17 protein-coding genes and 1 pseudogene are annotated in these 20,842 nt (G+C 54.6%); 8 read left to right on the top strand and 10 right to left on the bottom strand.

The window, feature by feature from the left end:
- Positions 1–5 precede the first annotated feature (5 nt).
- Positions 6–938 carry a p-hydroxybenzoic acid efflux pump subunit AaeA gene (gene aaeA, locus RTX30_RS16165; protein WP_312691193.1) on the bottom strand — a complete coding sequence of 311 codons (933 nt, stop codon included), beginning with the start codon at positions 936–938 and terminating at the stop codon, positions 6–8.
- Between the two features lie 7 nt (positions 939–945).
- Positions 946–1,149, bottom strand: a complete 204-nt coding sequence (aaeX, locus tag RTX30_RS16160) for a p-hydroxybenzoic acid efflux pump operon protein AaeX (protein ID WP_061492969.1) — start codon at positions 1,147–1,149, stop codon at positions 946–948.
- A 216-nt stretch (positions 1,150–1,365) separates the two neighbouring features.
- Between aaeX and aaeR the strand changes: the two genes are divergently transcribed.
- A complete protein-coding gene (gene aaeR, locus RTX30_RS16155; protein ID WP_312691192.1) occupies positions 1,366–2,289 on the top strand; it encodes an HTH-type transcriptional activator AaeR in 924 nt (307 codons plus the stop codon).
- 36 nt (positions 2,290–2,325) lie between these two features.
- Here aaeR and tldD read toward each other — a convergent pair whose 3' ends face one another.
- The 8 genes from tldD to csrD all read right to left on the bottom strand — a co-directional run bounded on the left by tldD (position 2,326) and on the right by csrD (position 14,625).
- Positions 2,326–3,771, bottom strand: coding sequence for a metalloprotease TldD (tldD, locus tag RTX30_RS16150; RefSeq protein ID WP_312691267.1), 1,446 nt, complete (start codon positions 3,769–3,771; stop codon positions 2,326–2,328).
- A gap of 85 nt (positions 3,772–3,856) precedes the next feature.
- A complete protein-coding gene (gene yhdP, locus RTX30_RS16145) occupies positions 3,857–7,666 on the bottom strand; it encodes an AsmA2 domain-containing protein YhdP (RefSeq protein ID WP_312691191.1) in 3,810 nt (1,269 codons plus the stop codon).
- 57 nt (positions 7,667–7,723) lie between these two features.
- Positions 7,724–9,193 (bottom strand): ribonuclease G, encoded by a 1,470-nt coding sequence (gene rng, locus RTX30_RS16140; protein ID WP_312691190.1) that lies wholly within the window; start codon positions 9,191–9,193, stop codon positions 7,724–7,726.
- On the bottom strand, positions 9,183–9,776 hold the full coding sequence (locus tag RTX30_RS16135; RefSeq protein ID WP_312691189.1) for a nucleoside triphosphate pyrophosphatase: 594 nt from the start codon (positions 9,774–9,776) through the stop codon (positions 9,183–9,185). Before RTX30_RS16135 ends, rng begins: the two co-directional genes overlap by 11 nt.
- Before the next feature lie 7 nt (positions 9,777–9,783).
- Positions 9,784–10,272: a rod shape-determining protein MreD gene (gene mreD / locus RTX30_RS16130; RefSeq protein ID WP_312691188.1), complete on the bottom strand. Its 489-nt coding sequence runs from the start codon at positions 10,270–10,272 to the stop codon at positions 9,784–9,786.
- The gene (mreC, locus tag RTX30_RS16125) at positions 10,272–11,270 is read right to left on the bottom strand and encodes a rod shape-determining protein MreC (RefSeq protein ID WP_312691187.1); all 999 of its coding nucleotides are present in this window, start codon (positions 11,268–11,270) and stop codon (positions 10,272–10,274) included. The genes mreD and mreC overlap by 1 nt, the downstream gene beginning before the upstream one ends.
- A gap of 64 nt (positions 11,271–11,334) precedes the next feature.
- Positions 11,335–12,378: a rod shape-determining protein MreB gene (gene mreB / locus RTX30_RS16120; RefSeq protein ID WP_006818047.1), complete on the bottom strand. Its 1,044-nt coding sequence runs from the start codon at positions 12,376–12,378 to the stop codon at positions 11,335–11,337.
- A 306-nt stretch (positions 12,379–12,684) separates the two neighbouring features.
- Positions 12,685–14,625 carry an RNase E specificity factor CsrD gene (csrD, locus tag RTX30_RS16115; protein WP_312691186.1) on the bottom strand — a complete coding sequence of 647 codons (1,941 nt, stop codon included), beginning with the start codon at positions 14,623–14,625 and terminating at the stop codon, positions 12,685–12,687.
- Positions 14,626–14,919: 294 nt separating this feature from the next.
- Between csrD and msrP the strand changes: the two genes are divergently transcribed.
- The 7 genes and pseudogenes from msrP to panF all read left to right on the top strand — a co-directional run bounded on the left by msrP (position 14,920) and on the right by panF (position 20,841).
- Complete coding sequence (gene msrP, locus RTX30_RS16110) at positions 14,920–15,915, top strand: protein-methionine-sulfoxide reductase catalytic subunit MsrP (RefSeq protein ID WP_409429825.1); 996 nt, start codon at positions 14,920–14,922, stop codon at positions 15,913–15,915.
- Positions 15,916–16,515 carry a protein-methionine-sulfoxide reductase heme-binding subunit MsrQ gene (msrQ, locus tag RTX30_RS16105; protein ID WP_312691184.1) on the top strand — a complete coding sequence of 200 codons (600 nt, stop codon included), beginning with the start codon at positions 15,916–15,918 and terminating at the stop codon, positions 16,513–16,515.
- 383 nt (positions 16,516–16,898) lie between these two features.
- Positions 16,899–17,197 (top strand): annotated as a pseudogene (locus RTX30_RS16100) (type II 3-dehydroquinate dehydratase); the annotation flags it as partial.
- A gap of 21 nt (positions 17,198–17,218) precedes the next feature.
- A complete protein-coding gene (gene accB, locus RTX30_RS16095) occupies positions 17,219–17,689 on the top strand; it encodes an acetyl-CoA carboxylase biotin carboxyl carrier protein (RefSeq protein ID WP_312691183.1) in 471 nt (156 codons plus the stop codon).
- A 10-nt stretch (positions 17,690–17,699) separates the two neighbouring features.
- Positions 17,700–19,049 (top strand): acetyl-CoA carboxylase biotin carboxylase subunit, encoded by a 1,350-nt coding sequence (gene accC, locus RTX30_RS16090; protein ID WP_312691182.1) that lies wholly within the window; start codon positions 17,700–17,702, stop codon positions 19,047–19,049.
- A 108-nt stretch (positions 19,050–19,157) separates the two neighbouring features.
- A complete protein-coding gene (locus RTX30_RS16085) occupies positions 19,158–19,400 on the top strand; it encodes a YhdT family protein (protein WP_312691181.1) in 243 nt (80 codons plus the stop codon).
- Positions 19,390–20,841: a sodium/pantothenate symporter gene (gene panF, locus RTX30_RS16080; protein ID WP_312691180.1), complete on the top strand. Its 1,452-nt coding sequence runs from the start codon at positions 19,390–19,392 to the stop codon at positions 20,839–20,841. The genes RTX30_RS16085 and panF overlap by 11 nt, the downstream gene beginning before the upstream one ends.
- The last annotated feature ends 1 nt before the right edge of the window (position 20,842 follow it).

The raw sequence follows: 20,842 nt of genomic DNA, 5'->3' as shown, positions 1-20,842 counted from the left end.
AGCGATTACCCCAGTTCACGCAGACGATGCGCCATTTTGCGGAAGAAAGAGTCCTGGCTTTCATCACGATCGGATTTTCCGGTAACCACCACGGTAGCAGTTGTCCCGGCCGGCCACAGGTTGCCCTTCTGCTGATCCAGCCGGATCCGCACCGGCACGCGCTGAGCCAGACGCACCCACTCAAGGTTGGAATCAACCGTCGCCATTCCTTTGCTGTCATTGCTGCTGCTTGAGTTAGTTACCCCGGCGGCAACGCTATCAACCGTGCCTTTCAGCACCAGGTTGCTGCCAAGCGGTGTCACTTCCGCGCGGTACCCAGGCCTGACGCCTTCCAGCTTCGTCTCTTCCATATAGGCCAGAATATAAAATGAGTTCTGCTTCACCAGCGCGACGGCGGTGGAACCACGGGTGATAAACTCCCCTGCGTAGACATTAAGGTTAGTTACCCAGCCATCGGCTGGCGCGCGGATAACCGTGCGCTCCAGATCCAGTTTTGCCAGATCGCGGGTCGCCACGGCTTTGGCTAATTGATGCAGCTCGGTTTGCAGCGTATTGTTGGCCTGGTCGATCTCTTCCCGCGACATGGCCTGGACGCCCAGCTGATTACGGCGACCGGCTTCACGACGCTTCTCGTTAACCAGCGCCTGGTAGTACGCGACATCGGCCTCGTCTTGTTCCAGCGCTTTTTGGTAGCGAGGCTGATCGACAGTGAACAGCACTTGGCCCTGTTTCACCAGTTGGTTGTCGTGAACATTGACCGCCGTCACCAGCCCGGTAACGTCCGGCGCAATGGCGACAACATCCGCGCTAAAGCGCGCGTCACGCGTCCACGGTGATTCTGTGTAATAAACCCAGGCGCGAAAAATAGCGATGAACGCCAGGACAACCAGCACCATAGTAATAGCAGTGCGAGAGATATTTCTTGTTAGTGTTTTCACATCTACCTCAGACAAACAGGCGCGACAGCAGGTAAAAAAGGCAGCAATACAGCGCAGTATTAAATAACGCCGGGTGCCAGACAAAATCGTAGATCCCTGTCGGGACCAGCACCCTGCGCACCAGCCAGAAGATCGCCAGTGACAAAATTAATTCGAAAAAAATCGGTGGGAACGACAGACCGAACACCACGATTACGGGAAACAGACTCATGTTGACCTTGGTTAGAGAACGTGCAGGTGACAATTCTTTTTCACGTCACCGCAGGAGTAAGGGCAAGAAAAGCCAGGCGAGAGTGACGTGTTTTATTTAACCCAGGGTGGTTTGACCGCCCCCGTGGGTAATTATTCAACTAACAGTATATTAACGTAACTGTTATGCTGTTATCTATATTATGTGATCTAAATCACTTTTAAGTCAGAGTGAATAATGGAACGACTCAAACGCATGTCGGTATTTGCCAAAGTGGTGGAATTGGGATCGTTTACCGCCGCAGCCCGACAGTTACAAATGAGCGTTTCGTCCATCAGTCAGACGGTGGCGAAACTGGAAGATGAATTACAGGTTAAGCTGCTGAACCGCAGCACGCGCAGCCTCGGGCTTACCGAAGCCGGAAAGATTTATTATCAAGGCTGCCGCCGAATGTTGCACGAAGTACAGGATGTCCACGAGCAACTCTACGCGTTTAACAATACCCCCATCGGAACGCTGCGCATTGGCAGTTCTTCAACCATGGCGCAAAATGTTCTGGCAAAAATGACAGCCGATATGTTGAGAGAGCATCCGGGGTTATCGGTCAACCTGGTGACCGGGATCCCGGCGCCGGACTTGATTGCCGACGGGTTGGACGTGGTGATCCGCGTAGGCGCGTTGCAGGACTCCAGCCTCTTCTCACGCCGTCTCGGCGCGATGCCGATGGTGGTGTGTGCCGCCAAAAGTTATCTCTCCCAGTACGGCGTGCCGGAAAAACCCGCCGACCTGACCAACCACTCATGGCTGGAATATAGCGTTCGGCCGGATAATGAGTTTGAACTGGTGGCACCGGAAGGACTCTCGACACGCCTGATCCCACAAGGGCGCTTTGTGACCAACGATCCGATGACGCTGACCCGCTGGCTGACCGCTGGCGCAGGCCTCGCCTTTGTGCCCTTAATGTGGGTGATCGATGAGATCAACAGCGGCGCGCTGGAGATCCTGCTGCCACGCTATCAGTCAGATCCCCGACCGGTCTACGCCTTGTATACCGAAAAGGACAAACTGCCGCTCAAAGTGCAGGTCTGTATTAATTATCTGACGGAATATTTTATTGAGGTTGCGCAGGTCTACAAAGGCATGCAGGGGCGCAGGGTGTGAGGCTCCTCTCCCCGCAGGGAGAGGAGAAAACCGTAATCAGGCCGTACCGCCGACGGTCAGGTTGTCCACTTTCAACGTCGGCTGGCCTACGCCAACCGGCAGGCTCTGCCCCTCTTTACCGCAGACCCCAACGCCGTTATCCAGTTTCAGATCGTTACCCACCATTGAGATCTGCTGCATAGCTTCAATGCCAGAGCCAATCAACGTCGCGCCTTTCACCGCTTTGGTCACTTTACCTTTTTCGATCAGGTAGGCTTCAGAAGTCGAGAAGACGAATTTACCGGAGGTGATATCCACCTGGCCGCCGCCGAAGTTCGGGGCATAGATACCATAATCAACCGATTCGATAATTTCCTGCGGCGTAGATTGCCCCGCCAGCATATAGGTGTTGGTCATACGCGGCATAGGCAGATGCGCATACGATTCGCGACGCCCGTTACCAGTCGGTTTAACGCCCATCAGTCGCGCGTTCATCTTGTCCTGCATGTAGCCTTTCAGCACCCCATTTTCGATCAGCACATTGTACTGACCGGGTGTGCCTTCATCATCAATCGCAACCGAACCGCGACGATCGAGAAGGGTGCCGTCATCCACCACGGTACACAGTTCGGAAGCCACCAGTTGCCCCATCTGGCCACTGAACACCGATGTGCCGCGACGGTTGAAGTCGCCTTCCAGCCCGTGACCGACCGCCTCATGCAGCAGCACCCCTGGCCAGCCCGCGCCTAACACAACGGGCAGCGTACCGGCAGGCGCAGCAACAGCAGTCAGATTAACCAACGCCATACGAACAGCCTCTTTTGCCCACGCATCGGCGCGCACGTCGCCATCAACATCTTGCAGGAACCAGTCATAACCAAAACGACCGCCGCCGCCGCTGGATCCGCGCTCACGTTTACCGTCATCTTCAACCTGCACACTCACCGACAGGCGTACCAGCGGACGTACATCTGCCGCCAGCGTACCGTCAGTGGCCGCAACCAGAATCAGCTCGTAAACGCCGGTCAGGCTGGCGGAAACTTCCTGCACACGTTTATCTGCCGCCCGCGCGACTTTATCTACGCGGCGCAAAATATCCAGCTTCTCTTCACGGCTCATGCTCTGCAGCGGATCGATACTGGTATACAAAGAGTGATGCTCTACCGCACCGAGGGTTTTAACCTTACCATCGCCGTTCTCACGCACGATGGTGCGGGCTGCTTGCGCGCTCTGTTCCAGCGCTAACAGGCTGATTTGATCGGCATAGGCAAAACCGGTTTTCTCGCCGCTCACGGCGCGCACACCGACCCCCTGGTCAATATTGTAAGAGCCATCTTTAATGATGCTGTCTTCCAGGACCCAGGATTCGTGATAGCTCGACTGGAAATAGAGATCGCCGTAGTCAAGACGACGCGCGGTCAGTTGGCCAAGAATGGCAAACAGATCCTGATGGTTCAGGCCATTCGCTGCCAGCAGTTGTTCACTCACCAGATTAAGACTCATCATTATTTACTCGTCGTTGCCGCCACATCGGGCAATAAAAAAGTGCGATATAAGGAGCTTGAGGCAATTCGCGGGTGCCGTCAAATCATTGCTTTTTATCCGTACGCGCCTGGCGCAGGACTTCGTTGATTTGCGGCTGATCCACCGGCCCGGTAATGCGATAACGCAGAATGGAGACTTTATTCCATAACGGCCCCAGCACTTTACTGGCGGCGAACACCGCCGCGCCGACGATCGGGTTAACAGCAAAAGCTGCCGCCACGCCGACCGTGGCCGAAATCTCTGGCGCCACAACCGCCTCAACATCCAGTTGACGCCGCACCAGATCGACAGAACCTTTCATCGCAATATCGGCTTCCAGCCCGTCAACCAGCGTATCGTCGCTGTGCAGCACGCCATCTTTGATCCACGCAGTACTGCGAATAGCGTCGAACCAGAACCCTTCACTGCTAAAGGTGTCGCTAAAATCAAAACGCAATTTACGCAGCAGCGAATCAACGCTAAACAGGCGTAATAGCTGCCCGGCATGACCGGTACTGATATCGGTGATTTGCCCCTTACCCAGCCGGGTACGCAGGATGCCGTTTAGCGACTCCTCCTGCGGCTCCCAGGGCGGGTTACGCCAGTGCAGATCGTAATTGATATCAAATGACGAACCGCGCACTGGCGTCGGCACGCCGAAGAAGCCCATCGCCGAATCGAGCTTATCGCCACGCAGTACGCCCTTGATAGATGTCCGTTCTGCTCCTTCGCGGTTTACCCATTCGCCATCGGCGCTCAGACGGGCAAATCCGCTGTCTACCAGACCATTCTTCAGCGTCAGCGTATCGCCCTGAATGTCGAAATCGCCGTCAATGCGGCCATACTTTTGCCCCCACAACCAGCATTCCGCACAGCGCAGTTGCAAATCTGGCCAGCCGGTGAAGTCCACGCGGGTTTTACCGCGCAACAGCGTCGTAGGCGAGGAAATATCCTCATCATCTGGCGCATTCGTCGACGGGTTGTAATAGAGATAGCGAATAGCTGCCTGCCAGGGAGCATTTTCACGCACGGTAAGTGTACCGCTGATTTCGCGCCCCTGCGCCTCAATCAACGAACCGGATGTCTGCGGCTGCGACACAATGCTCAGGTTATTCCATTGCTGGCCGCCCATCGTCAGCGCTGGCGTACGCAGCGTCACGCGCTCCGGGAAAGAGGTCGACGAGCTGACATTATTTGCCACGCCCTTTCGGAACAGGGCCAGCCACTGCGCACCGTTCATCGCCGGTAAATTAAGCTCCAGCCCTGTCTGTTCCGGCAGCGGCGGGAGCGTGCGGCTGTCTGACGTCCAGATCCCACGATCGAGGGTCAATTTATTATTCAGTAGCCAGCGGGTATTAAAGTGGTTTTCGCTTCCGGCACTGCCCGTCAGGTCAAAACTGCGTAAATTGCCTTCCACTTTCAGTTTGAGCGGTAGCGCTTTACCCGACGGCTTATCCAGCGGCGGCGGCAGCGTACTGGCGAGATTATTCAGATCGCCATCAATGTTAACTTTATAGGTCGCCCCGGCGTGGTACGGCAGTTCAATGCCCACATCCCCCTTCCACGCCACACTGCCCCGCAAGGCATCGTTAAGCTGGGAAGGTAGCACGCCAGTACGCGACGGCTGCCAGTTACCGTCCAGATTAACCGCCACCTGGTAGGCTTTATCGCCCTCGGTAGTGGAAAAATGCACATTCAGCGGCTGATTGAACCAGCTTGCCTGCAACGGCTCGCTTTGCAAATTGCCGTTCACAAAACTGAACTTGCCGCTGAGGTTTTTCAGCGTACTGTTAAGCGGTTTGATAAACAGACTGTTATTGTTCAGCACCACATCGCCTTTGGCGGTGGTCAGTTCACCATCCAGCGGGATATCAAGATGTAAACGCGCGCGGACGTCGCCATCAATTTGCAGCTCATCTAATGCACTGGCCAGCGAGTCATGCAGCGGTGTCTCCTTAAAGTAGGGCCCCACTTCTTTGCCCGGCCCATTGATATCCGCATCGATCAGCAGCTTCTCTTTGACATAATCCGGAATAGTGGCCGTCAGGTTGCTGGCGGTTACGCCGCCCAGCGCCACGTTATCACTCTTCATCCACAAGCCGTCATTAATAAAATCGAGCTGGATATCAAGGTTTTTCAGCGCTGGCCAGTCTGGCTGGAAAGCGAAGGTTGCATTACGCAGCGGCACCAGCACTTCAAACTGGCCTTCGTTGTGTTTGTAAGGGAAGAGCCGTGGATTTCCGCCATAGACCAGCGTCGCATTGTCGGTCTGACCGCCCTGAATCGCCGCGCTGAGATAATCCACCAGCGCTTTACCCATCAGATTCTCCGGGAAATAGCGCCATGCCTGGCCGCCATCGGTCACGTTAATCCCGGCCAGGATCCCCAGCCAGGGCTCGTCGCCCTGCGGCTGAAGATAGCGGAACCCGCCATGAGCGTGGATCGCATTAGCCTGCACGTCAATGTTACGTCCATCCAGCTGGAAACCCTGCTCATTTTTCTGCCAGCTGAGTGTGGCATCGCCTTTTTCTATCTCCAGCGGCGCGCGGAACACCGATTCGTAAGGCATTTTCGCCTGCGCCATCGTGATCATCAGCCGCCCGTCGCCAATACTCCCCGCCAGCGTTCCACTCAGGTTTTCGACGCCTGGCAGCAGCTTCCACTGTTTCCAGGCAATCTCTTTCCAGCGAGCCTGGAAACGGGTTTTATCCGTGGCCTGCAGTGGGATATCCAGCGCCAGCGTCTCCAGCAGGCCGCTGGGCTGCATGGTGCTCCAGATGTTGTACAACTGCGGCGAGATTTTTTCGGCGATCGGCAGCAACCCTTCCAGCCCGCGCAGCTCGAGATTACTGGCGCGCACGCGCAGTTCATCGCTGCGAACACCCTCTGCACCACCAGCTTCCTGGGCCGGAACCCAGGCAAAGCTCAATGAACCTTGCGGCCAGGGGCGATCGTCAATGGCAATACGCGTTACAGGTACATCAAATTGCCAGCCCTGCTGCTGACGTGAAACATGCGCGGTCAGGTTATCCACCGTCATACGGTGTGGGGCTTTATCCCCTTGCCAGCTGGCACCACCACGCTTGAGCCAGACATCGCCACTTTCTACTACGCCTTTATTCAGCGTCATCCAGCCTTCGAGGCTAAAACGTGCGCTCTGCAACGCAACGTTGTCCTGCATCCACTGGCCAAGCCAGGGTTTAACGTCAATATCGTCCGCCTGCAACCAGACACGGCCATTGTTCAGCAACCCATTGTCATCCCGCAGATCCATCCGCACCTGCATAATGCCGTGTTGCCCGGTCAGGCTGGAGAGGCTCACTTGCCCTTCCGCGCGATGGCGATCGCCACTGTTAAGCCAGGTGAGTTGCGGGATCGCCAGCTCGGCGCGCTGGCCCGAGAGCGTCAAAAAGCTAATACGACTGTCGCGCAGATCAAAGTGATCGAACTGGCGCAGGAAAAGATCGCTGATACGATCGGCTTCGATAGCGTCGCCGCTGTCATTGCGCTGCAGCGGTGTATTGGAATGCGCGGTCAACTGCCAGAAGGTGAGATTGCGGAACTGCCAGCGCAGGTGCAGCAAGCTTTGCCAAACATCCAGCGCCAGCGTAACGCGCTTAATGGAGAGTTCGCCGCCGTCTTTTAGCGTGGCGTGAATATCGCGGACGTCCAGTTCAGGGCCAAAGTTTTGCCAGCGCGCTTGCAACTGACTTGCCTGTACCGGAACCCCCGTGTGGGATGCAATTTGCGCCAGGATCTGTGGGCGCCAGCTATCCAGATGGGGCAGAACAAGGCGCAGCCCACTCACCAGCAGCGCCACGATGACGATCAGCGTCGCGCCTGTAAGCAGCAATATCCCCGGCAGTCGCCTCACGCCTCTCTCCTTGTCAACCTACCCACAAATCCGCTCGTGCCGCTGCACGCAGCGAAATTACATCATTACGACGTCGAACTGCTCCTGATTATAGAGCGGTTCGATTTGCACTTTGACCTGCTTGCCAACGAAGATTTCTACCTCCGCCAGCGCGTGCGATTCTTCGCCTTTCAGTGTCTCGGCAACGGCAGGAGAGGCATATACCAGGAAGCGGTCAGAGTCGTAAGCATGATGCACGCGCACAATTTCGCGCATGATCTCATAACACACCGTTTCGACCGTTTTCACGGTGCCACGGCCATGACAAGTGGGGCACTCATTGCACAGTACATGCTCCACGCTTTCGCGTGTGCGTTTACGGGTCATTTCCACCAGCCCAAGCTGGGAGAAACCATTAATACTGGTTTTCACCCGATCCTTGCTTAACGCTTGCTCCAGCGAGTGCAGCACGCGACGGCGGTGATCCTCATTATTCATGTCGATGAAATCAATAATGATAATCCCGCCCAGATTACGTAAGCGTAACTGGCGGGCAATCGCCTGAGTGGCTTCAATGTTGGTGTTGAAAATGGTGTCGTCAAGATTGCGATGCCCCACAAACGCGCCGGTGTTGATGTCCACCGTGGTCATCGCTTCGGTTTGATCAATGATCAAATAGCCGCCGGATTTCAGCTCGACTTTACGCTCCAGCGCACGCTGAATTTCGTTCTCAACGTCAAACAGATCAAAAATCGGCTGCCGCCCGCTGTAATGTTCAAGCTTACTGGTCATTTCCGGAATGTACTCGGCGGTAAACTCCAGCAGCGCTTCAAAGGTCAGGCGCGAGTCCACGCGGATCCGGTCGAGATGAGCATCAGCAAAATCACGCAGCACACGCTGGGCCAGCGCCAGTTCGCCGTATAATTTGCAACGCGTCTGTTGGCGCTTTTTGCGCTCCATCACTTTTGTCCAGACGCGCTTCAGATAGGCCGCATCAGATGCGAGATCGTCTTCACATACACCCTCCGCCGCCGTGCGAATAATAAAACCGCCCTGCTCATCGCAGTAGCTCGCGACCACTTGTTTCAGGCGTTCGCGCTCAGCTTCGCTTTCAATACGCTGCGAAACGCCAACGTGCGCTGCACCGGGCATAAACACCAGGTAACGCGAAGGCAGTGTGATGTCGGTAGTGAGGCGCGCGCCTTTGGTACCCAGCGGATCTTTCACCACCTGTACCATCAAATCCTGCCCCTGACGGACCAGCTCGGAGATATCGCGAACGGTGAAGTTCTTCTGCTCTTCCCCGGCAACGCATTCGGTGTGCGGCATAATGTCGGAGGCGTGAAGGAACGCCGCCTTTTCCAGTCCAATATCTACAAAAGCCGCCTGCATACCCGGCAGAACCCGGCTGACCCGACCTTTGTAGATATTGCCTACTATCCCGCGCCGTGCTTCGCGCTCAATATGAATTTCTTGCAGGATGCCGCCGTCAATATAAGCGACGCGTGTTTCCGATGGTGTTACGTTGACCAGTAATTCAGCCGTCATGATTATCTCTTCCCTCGCGCAGTGCGTTAAAATTGCTCAGCAATTCCCAGGTTTCCACCAGCGGTAAACCCACAACGGCATGATAGCTACCGTTAATCTTCCTGACGAAACAGCCACCTAACCCCTGGATACCATAAGCACCGGCTTTATCCAGCGGCTCTTTGCTTGCAACATAAGCGGCAATGTCCGCTTCTGATAATGCCCTGAAGGTCACTTCTGTTTCCACCAGACAATCGAGCAGGTACTGGCGGTCTGCCAGCGCCACTGCCGTCATCACCAGATGTGTTTGCCCGGAAAGTTGACGCAACATACTGGCAGCATGCGAGGAGTCTTTCGGTTTTTCAAGCACTTCACCATTAAATATCACAATGGTGTCAGCGCCAAGGACGGGCAGATCCTGGGTAACCATGGCGACACCCGCTTGCGCTTTCTCACGCGCAAGCCGCGTAACATATTGCCGGGCGGTTTCCTGCGCCTGACGCTGTTCTTCTATACCCGGGATGATGCGCTCGAAAGTCACGCCCAGCTGAGTGAGCAGTTCCTGACGACGGGGGGAACCGGAAGCAAGCCAGATATCTTTCATAAAAACCTTATTGCACCGCGAACTGCTGGCGGATCTTGCGCATTAACAGGAAAAGCCACGGCCAGAGCACGCCACTGACGAGGCTGCTCCAGAAAATTTCTGGCTTGAACGAGACGTTAATCACCAGGAATTCCGCCCAGAAGACAATCACTTCAGTCGCTAACGACAATAACATCACCACCAGCGCCTGTTGCCAGAGCGCCAGATTCCGGAAAAGCTGAAATTTCAGTGCAACCAGATAGGCAACGATGCTTAACGACAGCGCACGTACACCCAGTGTAGAGCCGCTAATCAGATCCAGTATGGCACCCATCGCGAAACCCGTACCGACATTTACGCGATGTGGCAACGCCAGGATCCAGTAGAGCAGAATAAGCAGAACCCAATTTGGCCGGTAGACGAGAATGTCATCCGGCCAGGGCATGATTTGCAGCAACAGAGCAATGAAAAACGAGAGCCAGATAACCCAGCGCCCCTGGCTACGGTAACTTGCCACTATTGCCCTCCCGGAGAGACTTGCGGCGGCGGCTGCGTAATTCCGGTCGCCGGCGCGGGCATTGGCGCAGGTGGCCCCATTGCATCAGGGGACGGCAACACCTGCGGCATCATTTGCAGCAAACGTTCATTGGCCACGCGATGAACATCTTCCGGCGTTCTCGGATTGGTGCCATTACGATCGGCCCCCCACAACAACAGCAGATAACGCAGACGTTGCAGCCCCGCCGTCGGACGCGCCTGGATCACGGTGTACGCACGCTGTGTATCCAGTTTCACCGAAGAAACCACGGCCACCGGGTATCCTTCCGGGAAGCGACCGCCCAGACCGGAGGTCACCAGTACATCGCCAACGCGAATATCGGTATTGGCGGGCAGATGTTCCAGTTGAAGGTCATCTGTGCAGCCGTTGCCAGCGGCAATCACGCGGATATCATTACGCAGCACCTGAATCGGCAGCGCATGGGTGGCATCGCAAATCAGCAATACACGGCTGGTGAGTTTTGCAACCGCAACCACCTGACCGACCACGCCTTTGTCGCTGATCACCGGCTGGCCTTCGTACACGCCGTTGACGCTGCCTTTATCGATTACCACCTGATCGCTATAGGGATCGTTCACCGTGGAAATCACCTGGGTCACCATTTTTTGCTCATCCTGACGCAGCGGTGAGCCCAGCAGTTCACGCAGGCGCGCGTTCTCCTGCTTGTACTGTCCTAACATCAACAGTTCGCTGTTTTTCAGCAGCAGTTCCTGACGCAATGCCCGGTTTTCAAGCTCAAGTTGATCGCGTGACGCCAGTGTTTGCGACACGTTATCTAATAATTCACGAGGACCGTTGGAAATAAAATAGAAAGGGCTGACGGCAGTATCCATGTACGTTCTGATCTGGCTGAACGTACCGAGGCGGCTGTCGGCAATAATGACTCCAAGCGCCACCAAAACCGCCAGGAAAAGGCGAATCTGCAGTGACGGGCCACGGCTAAAAATTGGCTTCATAGGCTTTGCGTATTCTCAGGCCAGACAGCGCCGGAGCGACGTATCGCTCCAGCGCTGATGCGGACTATTCTTCGCTGAACAGGTCGCCGCCGTGCATATCGATCATTTCCAGCGCCTTGCCGCCGCCGCGCGCTACGCAAGTCAGTGGATCTTCTGCAACTACAACAGGAATGCCCGTCTCTTCCATCAACAGGCGGTCAAGGTTGCGCAGCAATGCGCCACCACCGGTCAATACCATGCCGCGTTCAGAGATATCGGACGCCAGTTCCGGCGGGCACTGTTCAAGCGCAACCATCACAGCGCTGACGATGCCGGTCAGCGGTTCCTGCAGCGCTTCCAGAATTTCGTTAGAGTTCAGGGTAAAGCCGCGCGGTACACCCTCAGCCAGGTTACGGCCACGGACTTCGATTTCGCGCACTTCGTCACCCGGATAGGCTGAACCGATTTCGTGTTTAATACGTTCTGCGGTCGCTTCACCAATCAGAGAACCGTAGTTACGGCGCACATAATTAATAATCGCTTCATCGAAACGGTCACCACCGATACGCACGGAAGAAGAATAGACAACGCCGTTCAGAGAGATAACCGCAACTTCGGTCGTACCACCACCGATATCAACAACCATGGAGCCGGTCGCTTCGGAAACCGGTAAGCCTGCGCCAATTGCGGCTGCCATCGGTTCTTCAATCAGGAATACTTCACGGGCGCCTGCGCCCTGCGCGGATTCACGAATAGCGCGACGTTCAACCTGGGTTGCGCCAACCGGCACACAGACCAGAACACGCGGGCTTGGACGCATGAAGCTGTTGCTGTGCACTTGTTTAATAAAGTGTTGCAGCATTTTTTCGGTCACGAAGAAATCGGCAATAACACCGTCTTTCATCGGGCGGATAGCAGCAATGTTGCCCGGAGTACGGCCCAACATTTGCTTCGCTTCATGGCCGACAGCGGCCACACTTTTCGGTGAACCGGCACGATCCTGGCGAATGGCCACCACGGAAGGCTCATTCAATACGATGCCTTGTCCTTTTACATAAATCAGGGTATTCGCGGTACCCAGGTCAATGGACAGGTCATTGGAAAACATGCCACGAAATTTTTTCAACATACTAAGGGATAATCCTGAAAGCTGGGGCGGAACAAAATCCGCTTACTTTACCAACCACACGCAGCAGCGACAAGGCGCAAAAATCATCTGCTACGGTGAAAATTAGTGCAGTTTGTTTCCTTTGTTGCAAAACGACATGACTTCGTCCGGAAGCGATAAAATCCACCTGTTCCAGCACTCTGCGTTCACAACCTGTCAAAGGTCAAACCGGCTTTTTATTCACTGCGACGATCCGGCGGGCAGGCAAGCACACCCCCATACAAGGCAGCGCGCATTATTCTACGTGAAAACGGCTCAAACAGCAGTTCAAACCGAATATCTTTGCGAATATTTTTTCACATTCGTATCGAGCGGTTGAGACGACGCAAAGAAATCGCCCTGACCGCCCGCGACACCACATTCCACCAGCGTCTGCCATTCGCCACGGGAACGAACCCCGGTGGCAAAAACCCGTGTTCGCGTGCCTTTGCACGCCTCGACAAGGCTTTGCACCAACAACTGGTTTTGCGTGCGTTTCTCAATGTTCCTGACCAGCCCCGGATGCAGCTTTAATAACTCAACATCCAACGCTTTAATCCAACTGGTGCTCACCAACGTCAGCCCCGCCTGAATCACCACTACGCGAGCGCCCAACGCGTTGATTAAACGCACAACCGACTGTAACCGGCTGATGTGTTGACAAACATCCGCCTCGGCAAGTTCAAAAATAATCCGTCGGCGTTGAGATTTTTCGCACTGCATTAATGTATCGCGCAGCCAACGCTGAAAACGCGGGCGAATTAAAGACTCGACAGTAACCTGTATGGCCAGGTTTTCTTCCGGCCAGAAATTAAGGAAAGGGATCACCCGGCTGACTTGCAAACGGTCATACTCTTCCGATAAACCAAATTGCAGGACCATCGGCATAAACTCTTCGGCGATCACTTCCTGGTCGCCATCGAAAATGCGGCACATCAATTCTCTATGATGTACCAGCCCGTCGCGGTTCACGGCCGGTTTCTGGTATACACGCGGCCCGCCCCGACTGAGCATCTGCTCGATAAGCGTACGCCAGCGCACGTTACCGCGCCCCTGCTCAGGCAGCGTGTCATCGTAAACAGACCAGCTATTGCCCCCCTGCAGAACCGCAGTGCGTGTTGCCGCTTCGGTATGTTCCATCACCTGTTCCGTCGACTGGCCGCTACGCCAGGCGCAAATTCCGATATGCATCATGTCTTCCCGTGCGAGCATTTTACTCGGCGGCAAGCCATCAACGGCGTTCAGGATCTGCCCGGCAATACTTTCTGCTTCTTTTAATGTGCGGTGTGGGAGCAGTACCGCAAAATCGCTACGGTGATAACGCGCCAGCAACGCGCCCGGGTAACGCATAATAAAGGTAGAGAGCAAGTTGATCAGCGCAAAGAGGTGCTCTTCAACAGCCGGAAGCCCCCAACTGTCACGCAGCAGATCAAAGTCCGGCAAGCGGATCATCATCACCACGCCATGTGAGCCGACCTTTTCCGGATCCTCCAGTAGCGTTGCCAGCTGGTTATCAAAGAAGAGCCGGTTATTAAGCCCGGTGCGCGTATCCTGGGCGGCATAGGAGCGGATCAGCGTATCCATGCGGCTCCGCTGATCGCTGGCGAACTGTATATCGGTCAATAACACATCCATCGCGCTGCTGGTGCGCGATGGCCATTCATAAATGCTGCCGCGAACCTGCGGACCGCGCTCGCCATTAAGAATGCGTGTCGCCCGGGTCTCCAGCAGTTCCTGACCGGACAGTTGGCGACGTAACCAGCGAACGGAAAGAAAAATAATCATCACCATAAAACCGATGGCTAACGTCAGTGGTGCGGTCGTCATTAATGAACGGAAGTAGTTCGCCATCGGATCCTGATACACCAGCGTAATGGTGAGGCCTGGGTTTTTTACCGAGGTGACGCGCCGTTCAAGGTATTGATAATTACTGCCAGCCGGACGGTAGCTGCGTTTACGGGTATAACTAAGGATGGTCAGGTCGCCCTGCTTGATATCAATACCGATGATGTCCACCGGCACCATTAATTCATCAAGCTGCGTCAACAATTGGGGAACTGAGGTGGAGATCAGACGTGTATCAATTACCGCTGCTACTGCTTCCACGCGGTTTGCCACTTTATTCTGAATGGCGTTATAAAAACTCAGCGAACTACCGATCAGGGTGACGAAGATGGCCAGTCCCGTCAGTAGCGTGACAAATGCTGAGAATTTCGTCGTTAATCGCATCCTTGTGTTAACTCCGTTGTATAAAGAACGAGGCGAGCCGGACTTAGGCAAAGTCGATAAAGTAAGTACTAACTTCTGCGCTCAATAGGTCAGGAGATGGGCTGCTGGTATTAGCACTAAATCGGCACTGCATTTCATTATTGCGAGTATAGCCCTCACAAATTATTTTCCAATCAGCAATAACGCCAATAAATGGATTAGCCGTTCAGTTTACAATGTTTGGTAACACACTCCCACTCGCACTAACGTCTTGTTTCCACCATGCTTAACGCAATATACCTGGAGGGCGTCTTAATGAAAAAACTGACTGAAGCCGACGTAACCGCAGAAGCGATTTTTATGTTGAAGCGCCGCCAGGTGCTAAAGATGTTGGGGATCGGCGCAACCGCATTCACCCTTTCTTCCAATGCGAAAGCCGATCTGCTGGACTGGTTTAAAGGCCATGACCGGCCAAAAGCGCCTGCGGGTAAAGCGCTTGAGTTTACGAAGCCTGAACAGTTTCAGGCACCACTGGCGCTGACGCCGGAAGATAAAGTCACGGGATATAATAACTTCTACGAATTTGGGCTGGATAAAGCCGATCCTGCCGCCAACGCGGGGGGAATGAAAACCGATCCCTGGACGCTGACCATTGATGGTGAAGTCGCAAAGCCGCTCACCCTCGATCACGATGCCTTAACGTCACGTTTCCCGCTTGAAGAGCGCATCTATCGAATGCGCTGTGTTGAGGCATGGTCAATGGTCGTTCCGTGGATAGGCTTCCCGTTACATAAACTGTTGGCGCTGGTTGAACCGACCAGTAACGCCAAATATGTCGCTTTTCAAACCCGTTATGCGCCTGATGAGATGCCGGGTCAGAAAGATCGTTTTATTGGCGGCGGGCTCTCCTATCCTTACGTTGAAGCGTTACGTATAGATGAAGCAATGCATCCGCTGACATTGTTAACAGTGGGCGTCTACGGAAAAGCGCTACCGCCGCAAAACGGCGCGCCCATACGCCTGACAGTGCCGTGGAAATATGGGTTTAAAGGCATTAAGTCGATTGTCAGTATCAAACTGACAAGTAAACGCCCCCCCACTACCTGGAACCTGGCGGCCCCCGACGAGTATGGTTTTTTTGCTAACGTCAACCCACATGTCGATCATCCTCGCTGGTCGCAGGCGACAGAACGCGTGATTGGCTCAGGCGGCGCGCTGGATGTGAAACGCCAGCCGACCTTGCTTTTTAATGGCTACGCTGAAGAGGTCGCGTCGTTGTATCGCGGTATGGATTTAAGGGAGAACTTCTGAGTGCGCTTAACAGCAAAACAGATCACCTGGCTGAAGGTGGCGCTGCACCTGGCAGGCTTACTGCCGTTGATCTGGCTCTTCTGGGCGGTCAGTCAGGGGTATTTCAGCGCCGATCCGGCAAAAGATATCCAGCATTTTACTGGCAGAATGGCGCTAAAGTTCCTGCTGGCCAGTTTGCTGGTGGCTCCGCTGGCGCGTTACGCGAAGCAGCCGTTACTGATCCGCACCCGGCGCTTGCTGGGGTTATGGTGTTTCGCCTGGGCTTCGCTGCACCTGACCAGCTACACCCTGCTGGAGCTGGGCATCAATAATCTGGCGTTACTGGGGCAGGAGTTAATCTCGCGTCCTTATTTAACACTGGGGGCAATAAGCTGGCTGATCTTGCTGGCGCTGGCGTTCACCTCTACGCAGTGGGCGCAACGGAAACTGGGTAAACGCTGGCAGCAATTGCATAACTTCGTCTATCTGGTCGCGATCCTTGCACCTGTACACTATCTCTGGTCAGTGAAGATCCTTTCCCCGCAACCTGTTATCTATGCCGTTATCGCACTGGGGCTTTTAGCATGCCGTTATAAGAAGTTCCGCCAATGGTGGCATTAATGTTTCGTTCTGTGCAGTTTCCCGCAGATCTTCTATCATTCACAGCCAGTTCGCTGGCAGTGAATGATAATCTTCCCTGATAAGACCAGTATTTAGCTGCCAAATGCTACGAAATCGTTATAATGTGCGACCTTGCTTTTCCTGACAGGAGATTTTCGCTCCTGAAAAGGTGACAATAGCGCATCGAAGGTATATTTTGTTTTTTACCGGCGAATCGCAGAAGATAGCAGCAAATGACTGGCAAGTTGCATATTTTGCTTTTGAACGCACCAGACCTTAATATGCCCAACTTACGTGAGCCACAAGACATGCGGCGCACAAACGCAGGGCAAAAATGTTACGGGTTTGCGCGGGAAACAGCGCAGTGAAATGACGTGCCTGAACATTTTCTGTCAAACGTGGAGTACGCAATGATCGACCGTATTCATCAGGCTAAAGAGAACGTGGACTATATCCTGATCAATCCGGCCGCATTTACGCACCCCCGTGTTGCTATCCGCGATGCACAGCTAACCGTGGCGATCCCGTTAAGCGGGAACCACCTTAGCCCTATGCGCGGGAGCCGTTCCGCCACCCTTTGTCTCAGTCTGATATCGCTGTTAGCGTTATCTGCGAATAGGGTGCAGACGGTTATACAAACGCTTTACAGACAGCGGTTAAACGCTTGTCACAATCACACTAAACAAGAGTACGGAACCCACTCATGGATATTCGTAAGATTAAAAAACTGATCGAGCTGGTTGAAGAATCAGGCATCTCTGAACTGGAAATTTCTGAAGGCGAAGAGTCAGTACGCATCAGTCGTAGCGCGCCGAATGCAGGTTTCCCGGTGATGCAACAGGCGTATGCCGCGCCGATGATGCAGCAACCCGCGCTGTCTAATGCCGTAGCACCGGCAGTAGCGCCAGCCATCGAAGCACCGGCAGCAGCAGAAATCAGTGGACACGTCGTACGTTCCCCGATGGTCGGGACTTTCTATCGTACCCCGAGCCCGGACGCGAAAGCGTTCTGTGAAGTTGGCCAAAAAGTCAACGTGGGCGACACCCTGTGCATCGTTGAAGCGATGAAAATGATGAACCAGATCGAAGCCGATAAAGCAGGCGTGGTGAAAGCCATTCTGATTGAAAGTGGCCAACCGGTAGAATTTGACGAGCCGCTGGTCATCATCGAGTAACGAGGCGCACATGCTGGATAAAATTGTTATCGCCAACCGCGGCGAGATTGCACTGCGTATTCTTCGTGCCTGTAAAGAACTGGGCATTAAGACTGTCGCTGTGCACTCCACTGCGGATCGCGATTTAAAACACGTACTACTGGCGGACGAGACGGTCTGTATCGGTCCGGCACCGTCCGTAAAAAGTTACCTGAACATCCCGGCAATTATCTCTGCCGCCGAAATCACTGGCGCAGTGGCGATTCACCCGGGCTATGGCTTCCTGTCCGAGAATGCCAACTTTGCTGAGCAGGTTGAGCGTTCAGGCTTTATCTTCATTGGCCCGAAAGCAGACACCATTCGCCTGATGGGCGACAAAGTGTCGGCTATCACTGCAATGAAGAAAGCGGGCGTACCTACCGTACCTGGCTCCGATGGCCCACTGGGCGACGATATGGATGTGAACCGCGCGCATGCTAAACGCATCGGCTACCCGGTGATCATCAAAGCGTCCGGCGGCGGCGGTGGTCGGGGTATGCGCGTTGTACGCAAAGATGCAGACCTGGCGCAATCCATCAGCATGACCCGTGCGGAAGCGAAAGCCGCTTTCAACAACGACATGGTGTACATGGAGAAATACCTGGAAAATCCTCGTCACGTCGAGATCCAGGTACTGGCTGACGGCCAGGGCAATGCTATCTATCTGGCGGAGCGCGACTGTTCTATGCAGCGCCGTCATCAGAAAGTCGTTGAAGAAGCGCCGGCACCGGGCATTACCCCGGAACTGCGTCGCTATATCGGCGAACGTTGCGCCAAAGCCTGTGTCGATATTGGCTATCGTGGGGCGGGTACTTTCGAGTTCCTGTTTGAAAACGGCGAGTTCTACTTTATTGAGATGAACACCCGTATTCAGGTTGAGCACCCGGTAACCGAAATGATCACTGGCGTCGACCTGATCAAAGAGCAGCTGCGTATTGCCGCTGGTCAGCCGCTGTCCATTAAGCAAGAAGAAGTCGTGGTCAAAGGCCATGCGGTCGAGTGCCGTATTAACGCCGAAGACCCGAGCACCTTCCTGCCAAGCCCGGGTAAAATCACCCGTTTCCACGCGCCGGGTGGCTTTGGTGTGCGCTGGGAATCGCATATTTACGCGGGCTACACAGTACCGCCGTATTACGATTCTATGATCGGCAAACTGATCTGCTACGGCGAAACGCGCGACGTGGCTATTTCTCGCATGAAGAATGCGCTGCAAGAACTGATTATCGACGGTATCAAAACCAACGTTGATCTGCAGATGCGCATTATGAGCGACGAGAACTTCCAGCACGGTGGCACCAACATCCACTATCTGGAGAAAAAACTCGGTTTGCAGGAAAAATAATCTGCATGCGATGCAAAAGGCCGGGCATTCCGGCCTTTTTTCTTTTTCTCTCCCCTCATCTTTCCCATAGGGTACAATCCCCGCTTTCTTCATCCACAAGGGAAAAAAATGGACAACCGTTTTGTTCAGGCCCACAAAGAAGCCCGCTGGGCGCTGTGGCTGACCCTTTTCTATCTTGCTGCATGGTTAGTATGCGCTTACATACCAGGCTCTGAGCAGGGCTTTACCGGGCTGCCTCGCTGGTTTGAAATGGCCTGCCTGCTAACGCCGCTGGCGTTTATCCTGCTGTGCTGGGCAATGGTGCGCTTTATCTTCCGCGATATCTCTCTGGAGGATAGTGATGCAGAATGAAATTATTGCCGTACTGGTTATCTACCTGGTCGTGGTGTTCGCCCTGTCGTTCTACGCCATGCGTCAGCGCAGCAGTGGCACCTTCCTGAGCGAGTACTTCCTCGGTAGCCGTTCAATGGGCGGTTTTGTGCTGGCCATGACGCTCACCGCCACTTACGTGAGCGCCAGCTCGTTTATCGGCGGGCCAGGAGCAGCGTATAAATTCGGCCTGGGCTGGGTGTTGCTGGCGATGATTCAGGTCCCGACAATCTGGCTTTCGCTGGGCATTCTCGGCAAGAAGTTTGCTATCCTGGCGCGTCGTTATAATGCGATCACCCTCAATGATATGTTGATGGCGCGCTATCAGAGCCGGGCGGTAGTGTGGATTGCCAGCATCAGTTTGCTGGTTGCGTTTGTTGGTGCCATTGCCGTGCAGTTTATTGGCGGCGCGCGCCTGCTGGAAACCGCCGCAGGGATTAAATACGAAACCGGGCTGCTGATTTTCGGCATTACGATTGCGCTCTATACCGCGTTTGGCGGCTTTCGGGCCAGCGTGCTGAATGACACCATGCAAGGTATGGTGATGCTGATTGGCACCCTGGTATTACTGGTCGGTGTGATCCATGCCGCAGGCGGTCTGCACAGCGCCGTCGACACCTTACAGCATATCGATCCCAAACTGGTCAGCCCGCAAGGTGCGCACGATATTCTGACACCCGCATTTATGACTTCCTTTTGGGTGCTGGTCTGCTTTGGTGTAATCGGCCTGCCGCACACGGCCGTGCGCTGTATTTCGTACAAAGATAGCAAGTCGGTACATCGCGGCATTATCATCGGCACGATTGTCATCGCGTTGCTGATGCTGGGTATGCACCTCGCAGGCGCACTGGGTCGGGCGGTGTTACCGCACCTGGCCGTGCCGGATCAGGTGATCCCGACGCTCATGGTCGAAGTCTTGCCGCCGTGGGCGGCGGGTTTATTCCTTGCCGCGCCGATGGCGGCCATCATGTCTAACGTTAATGCGCACTTGCTGCAGGCTTCTGCAACCATCGTGAAAGATCTATGGTTAAGCGCACAGCCGACTAAAATTCGTCATGAGCAGCGTCTGAAGCGTATTTCGACGATCACCACTCTGGTTCTCGGCCTATTAATGATGCTGGCGGCCTGGCGTCCTCCAGAGATGATCATCTGGCTGAATTTGCTGGCCTTTGGGGGACTGGAAGCGGTGTTCCTGTGGCCGTTGGTGCTGGGGCTTTACTGGGAACGCGCTAACGCGACCGGCGCTCTGAGCGCAATGATTGTGGGGGGCGTGCTGTATGCCGTACTCGCCACCTTTAATATTCAGTACCTGGGCTTCCATCCGATTGTGCCCTCGCTGCTGTTAAGTTTGCTGGCTTTCGTCGCCGGGAACCGTTTTGGTCACCCCGCGCCGCAGGCTCCGAATATCTCTGCTAATCATTAAA

This window comes from Kosakonia sp. (assembly GCF_032052965.1).
Taxonomy (GTDB): domain Bacteria; phylum Pseudomonadota; class Gammaproteobacteria; order Enterobacterales; family Enterobacteriaceae; genus Kosakonia.
Note: the sequence above shows the minus strand (reverse complement) of the source record. Positions and strands in the feature narration are given on the sequence as shown.